The sequence below is a fragment of the Pseudomonas sp. P5_B2 genome (genome assembly GCF_056400445.1).
Map to the genome: position 1 here is coordinate 20,087 of NZ_JBFULH010000047.1, position 5,138 is coordinate 25,224.

Annotated in this window: 5 protein-coding genes; 3 read left to right on the forward strand and 2 right to left on the reverse strand. The window is 56.5% G+C overall.

All coding sequences use genetic code 11. The features are described 5' to 3' along the window. Window positions 1-127: 127 nt before the first annotated feature. Complete coding sequence (gene pyk / locus AC1DRJ_RS07580; RefSeq protein ID WP_477801561.1) at window positions 128-1,579, reverse strand: pyruvate kinase; 1,452 nt, start codon at window positions 1,577-1,579, stop codon at window positions 128-130. 165 nt (window positions 1,580-1,744) lie between these two features. On the opposite strand from pyk, the gene AC1DRJ_RS07585 reads away from it, so the two are divergent. Further along, window positions 1,745-2,119: a tetratricopeptide repeat protein gene (locus AC1DRJ_RS07585; protein WP_477801562.1), complete on the forward strand. Its 375-nt coding sequence runs from the start codon at window positions 1,745-1,747 to the stop codon at window positions 2,117-2,119. A 245-nt stretch (window positions 2,120-2,364) separates the two neighbouring features. Continuing rightward, on the forward strand, window positions 2,365-2,724 hold the full coding sequence (locus AC1DRJ_RS07590; RefSeq protein ID WP_477801563.1) for a PilZ domain-containing protein: 360 nt from the start codon (window positions 2,365-2,367) through the stop codon (window positions 2,722-2,724). A gap of 171 nt (window positions 2,725-2,895) precedes the next feature. Here AC1DRJ_RS07590 and AC1DRJ_RS07595 read toward each other — a convergent pair whose 3' ends face one another. Beyond that, the gene (locus AC1DRJ_RS07595) at window positions 2,896-3,270 is read right to left on the reverse strand and encodes a DUF6124 family protein (protein WP_477801564.1); all 375 of its coding nucleotides are present in this window, start codon (window positions 3,268-3,270) and stop codon (window positions 2,896-2,898) included. Window positions 3,271-3,739: 469 nt separating this feature from the next. On the opposite strand from AC1DRJ_RS07595, the gene AC1DRJ_RS07600 reads away from it, so the two are divergent. Further along, window positions 3,740-5,138: hypothetical protein (locus AC1DRJ_RS07600; protein ID WP_477801565.1), on the forward strand; the 1,399-nt coding region annotated here is incomplete at its 3' end.

A 5,138-nucleotide genomic window follows, 5' to 3' on the forward strand; every position in this document is an offset into this window, starting at 1 on the left:
GCTCGGTCGAATGTGGGAGCGGGCTTGCTCGCGAAGGGGCCAGTCCAGACAACACATCATCTGGATCAGAAACCAAAAAGCCCCGCCATTCACATGGCGGGGCTTTTGTTTTTCAGCGTTCGGTCACTCAGACCATCGGGTCGCCAACGTGCAGGATTTTCATCCCGTTGGTGCCGCCGATGGTGTGGTAGCTGTCGCCCTTGGTCAGGATGACCCAGTCGCCTTTCTCCACAACGCCCAGTTTGAGCAGTTCGTCGATCGCAGCCTGGCTGACTTGCCCAGGCGGCAACGATGCCGGGTCGAACGGAACGGTGTAGACGCCACGGAACATGGCCGCGCGGGCCTGGGTTTCGCGGTGTGGGGAGAACGCGTAGATCGGCACCGAAGAACGGATGCGCGACATGATCAACGGCGTGTAACCACTTTCGGTCAGGGCAATGATCGCCTTCACACCGGGGAAGTGGTTGGCGGTGTACATGGCCGCCAGCGCGATGCTTTGGTCGCAGCTTTCGAAGACCTTGCCAATGCGGTGGCTGGAGGTCTTGCTGGTCGGGTGCTTTTCAGCGCCGACACAGATGCGTGCCATCGCCTGCACGGCTTCCAGTGGGTACAGACCGGCAGCACTTTCCGCCGACAGCATCACGGCGTCGGTGTAGTCGAGCACGGCGTTGGCCACGTCGGACACTTCGGCGCGGGTCGGCATCGGGTTCTGGATCATCGACTCCATCATCTGGGTCGCGACGATCACTGCCTTGTTGTGGCGGCGTGCGTGCAGAATGATTTTCTTCTGAATGCCCACCAGCTCGGCGTCGCCGATTTCCACACCCAGGTCACCACGAGCCACCATCACCGCGTCGGACGCCTTGATCAGTGCATCGAGGGTGTCGTCGTCAGCCACGGCTTCGGCGCGTTCGATCTTCGCCACCAGCCAGGCAGTACCGCCGGCCTCGTCGCGCAGTTGACGGGCGTATTCCATGTCGGCGGCGTCACGCGGGAAGGACACGGCGAGGTAGTCGACTTCCATCTCGGCAGCGAGCTTGATGTCGGCCTTGTCTTTTTCGGTCAGGGCTGGAGCGGTCAAACCACCACCGCGACGGTTGATGCCTTTATGGTCGGACAGCGGACCGCCGATCAGCACGGTGCAGTTCAGTTCGGTGGCGGTGGCGGTATCCACGCGCATCACCACGCGGCCGTCGTCGAGCAGCAGCTCGTCGCCCACGCCGCAGTCTTTCACCAGGTCCGGGTAGTCGATCCCGACCACTTGCTGGTTGCCTTCGGTCAGAGGATGGCTGGTGGAGAAGGTGAATTGATCACCGATCTTCAGTTCGATCTTCTTGTTGGCGAATTTGGCGATACGGATTTTCGGGCCTTGCAGGTCGCCCAGCAGGGCGACGAAGCGGCCGTGCTTGGCAGCGAGGTCACGCACCAGCTTCGCCCGAGCCTTGTGCTCGTCGGGAGTGCCGTGGGAGAAGTTCAGGCGGGCGACGTCCAGGCCAGCCAGAATCAGCTGTTCGAGAACTTCCGGCGAGTTACTGGCCGGGCCAAGGGTGGCGACGATTTTGGTACGACGGACGGACATGCAAAGACTCCTGAGTTCAAGCGCTGAGTGAGGCTACTATCATCTTTGGGTGTAGTCATTGTTCGTTTGCACTACTTATTGGCTTTTATCTTTAAACGATCGTTACAGGCCGCCTGAAGATTTTGCACAACGGGTCGATACAGAGCTCAATACAGGAGAACCCCCATGCGATTCGCGCTCATTGCCGTCCTTGCCCTCAGTGTGACGGGCTGCGCCCGTTGGTCGATGAACCATCATTTGAATCTCGCCTACAGCGCCTACGATCGTGGCAATTGCGAGCAGGTCATACTCGAGCTTTCAAAAGTCGAACGCTCCAGCCGTGCGCGGCCTTATGTGTGGCCGGAAGTGTCGATGATGCGCGGTCAGTGCCTGGAAAAGCAGATGCTGTTTATCGATGCGGCGCAGACGTACCAGTACATCATCGAGACGTACCCGCACAGCGAATACGCCTACCGTGCCCGCGCGCGTCTGGAAACTTTGCAGAGCCAGGGACTTTACCCGCTGCGAAGCGCTGCGGCCGTGCGCCCGCCGTCGTACTGATCGCAGTTGTCATGCCGTGGCTGGCTCACTGGCGGTGGTGAGCTATAGTCCAAGAGATCGGGTTTAGAGCCTTGCCTCTGAATCCGAGGTCATTCCTGTGATCGGCAGGAGTAAGCGTCAGCGGTTGCATGGACTGTCGCACCGGGATCGGGGAGAGCGCGCCTTTACTTCTATCAATAAAGAAGAAGACCCGTTCCGAAGCATTAGTGCGGCCCTGCTTAAGGGTCTTGCTGGGCCATTTGCGCATGTTTACCAACCGCCGGATCCAGCGGCATCAACTGCCGTATTTCCTCAAAGTGTTCAACAGCATCACCGACAAACCCATCGGCTATCTCGGCAACGTGTCTGAAGAAGGGCTGATGCTGATCAGCCAGTTGCCCATGATGGTGGGCGTCGATTTTGACCTGCGTTTGAAAATCCCCTCCACCGAAGGCTGCCTGCAGTTCATCGACCTGACGGCGCGTTGCCTGTGGTGCCATGAAGACGAAACGCCGCAGCACTACGACGCCGGGTTCTACCTGCAACGGGCACCGCCGGAGTATCGGCAATTGGTGAAGGCGTTGAGGCAGTACTTCAGTTTTCAGCCGTTGCCGGCGTCTGCGTGACAACACCCCACAACCTGTAGCAGCTGGCGAAGCCTGCGTTCGGCGGCGAAGCCGTCGTGAATTCAGGCACCTCGGTGTATCAGGTACACCGTGAGCGCAGGTTTTACGACTGCTGCGCCCGAGCGCGGACCGGCCGACGCAGGCTGCGCCAGCTGCTACAGGGATTTTGTACTACGTCGTCCTGATCGCCCGCTCGTTATCCAGCGACCGCTCCACCAGCATCAACCCCAACTCACTCATCCGATAAATCGCCATCGCCAGATGCCGCGGTGTGTTGTCCAGGCTTTCAGCCAGGTCGAGCAGCAGAATGCTGACTGTTGAAAACGTTTCGTAGGTCTCGATGGTCAAGGCTTCGGGATTGGCGTCCGGGGCAAYGGTGAACATTTTCATGGCGCGGTCCTGGGAAGTGCGAAGGGATTCGACGTCGGGTTTGAGGTAATGGTCGAGCGCCTTGTCGGCGGCCGCGTGGAGCTTTCTTGAATCGAGGGTGGCGTAGGGGGAAACCGGGTCGGTTTCGGGGGGTGGATTGGGTGTTGGTTTGAACATATTCGCGATTCCGTTATGAGGGCTACCACCGTCTCGCGACTAAACGAGGGTGGCGGCTGTACGCAGGTTAGTCGACCGGGAGGAATCACGAAAAAACCGGCGCGCCCGAGGGCGCCCTGCGCACAGCCACCATTGAGTGCGGGGATGGGAATACCCGCCTAAATGAAGCTTATGCACCTTCGTGTTATCTACCCGGGCGACTAAACCCGATCGCTGATAGGCAGCGATGCGGATCAAGTTACGGGGCAGGGCCGAGGTGCACAAGCCGGCGGATTCTGGCGGATGTGTAGTCCATTGCGCAAGGCGCTGTAGTCACTTGCCGAAAGCCTGAAATATCAGGACGAGCTGGCCGGTGGCGGAGTTCACCACTTGTCGGAACTGTCATTTTTTACAGGTAGGCAAACTTTCGCGCGTTACGTAGAACGATGTTCATGAGTCATTCAATACGTATCAGCGAAGGGGCGGCATCATGTCAGACGAAGAAAAGGAACTATTCACTGATCCAACCGTTAATGACGGTGATTTCAACACTGTGCCTCAGTCAAACACCGAGATCGAAATTCCTGGCGACGTAGATGAATCGCTTCCGAAATTGATACTTGAAAATGATACTTATCGTGAGGACTCCGGTGTTATTCCCAGGATTAGATTTAAAATCCCGAACGTCCAATGGACGTATCACGTCTGGATTAGATACGAAAATGCTAACTATATTCAGCAATTGCTTAACGGAGAGGCATTCAGAGGTGATGATTGGAAGGAATTTATATATCCCGGAAAGTTTCCGGTGGGGGACGGTAAATATGTCACCCGATGGTCTCATCGGGTCTGGGAGTCCGTACATGGGTACAAGCAACTTAGAGTGTTGGCTGAGCCTGTTGTTGATGGAGGTGGAGCCGTTATATTAGTAGTTTCTGCTATTTCAGGGAGTGTAGGGGCCGGTAGTAGGGTGCGGATTGTGCGAGCGTCTGATAAGACGCCCTTGAGTATAGAGCAAACTGCTCCAGCCAGCGGAAGATGGACGCTGGACCTGCTGGGTACTTTAAGTTGGGGGGCGGACAGCATCGCTATTGAACAAAAGGTGGGGACCTCTCCGATTGTTTACTCTTCAGTTGAAAACCTAATCTTTCTCAAGGCTCCGGCTATTGATTATCCGGCTCAGAATGCTGTTGTGTCGGACAAAGGGGTAATTGTATTAAAAGGAAGAGGGGCTCCTGGTGAAGTAATAGAGATGTTAACGCCAGGGGGAGGTCATTTGTTTGGTGCCGCTACTGTTAGAGCGGATTTCAGTTGGGAGATGACATTCAACAAGAACGAACACCTCAACGGCGGCTCTATCGTAATGACAGCGAGGCACCGAAGAGCAGAAGGCAATAAGGCGTGGTCAGCYGATCGAACCTTCTTTCTTCTGGTCTCCCCCTCAATCAATACCCCCCCTGCAGTGGTAGATATGAACGTGACTATCACGGGGAAGGGGCATATTGGCATTGGCGGGCATACCGTAAGGGTATATCGCGATGGTGTAACAGGGAGTATCGGTAGCGGTAGCGTCGATTCCACCAGCGGCGCATGGTCTGCGGCTGTATTGTTGCCCCCTGGCCGCCAAGGAATTACGGCTTCGCAGTTTTATCTAACGGGGGAATCAGAGCGTGCAGACCCGGTTTATTTCCTTGTTCGACCACCCCAACCCACCATTACATCCAGTCTAAATGGGGAGACTGTCACGCTATCGGGTATCGGTTATAGCGGTTTCGATGTTCTGATAGATATTTATTTCGAGCACGGTGGCAGCGCTTATAAGGTAGTCCCTGTCACTTCAGGACCCTGGAGCTTGACTCTTCCACTCGATTTGTTGCCGGGTCCTTACA

Excerpts from the sequence above, each read along its gene's own strand:
- AC1DRJ_RS07590 (WP_477801563.1), top strand. The coding sequence starts at position 2,365 with ATGTTTACCAACCGCCGGATCCAGCGGCATCAACTGCCGTATTTCCTC.
- AC1DRJ_RS07585 (WP_477801562.1), top strand. The coding sequence starts at position 1,745 with ATGCGATTCGCGCTCATTGCCGTCCTTGCCCTCAGTGTGACGGGCTGC.
- pyk (WP_477801561.1), bottom strand. The coding sequence starts at position 1,579 with ATGTCCGTCCGTCGTACCAAAATCGTCGCCACCCTTGGCCCGGCCAGT.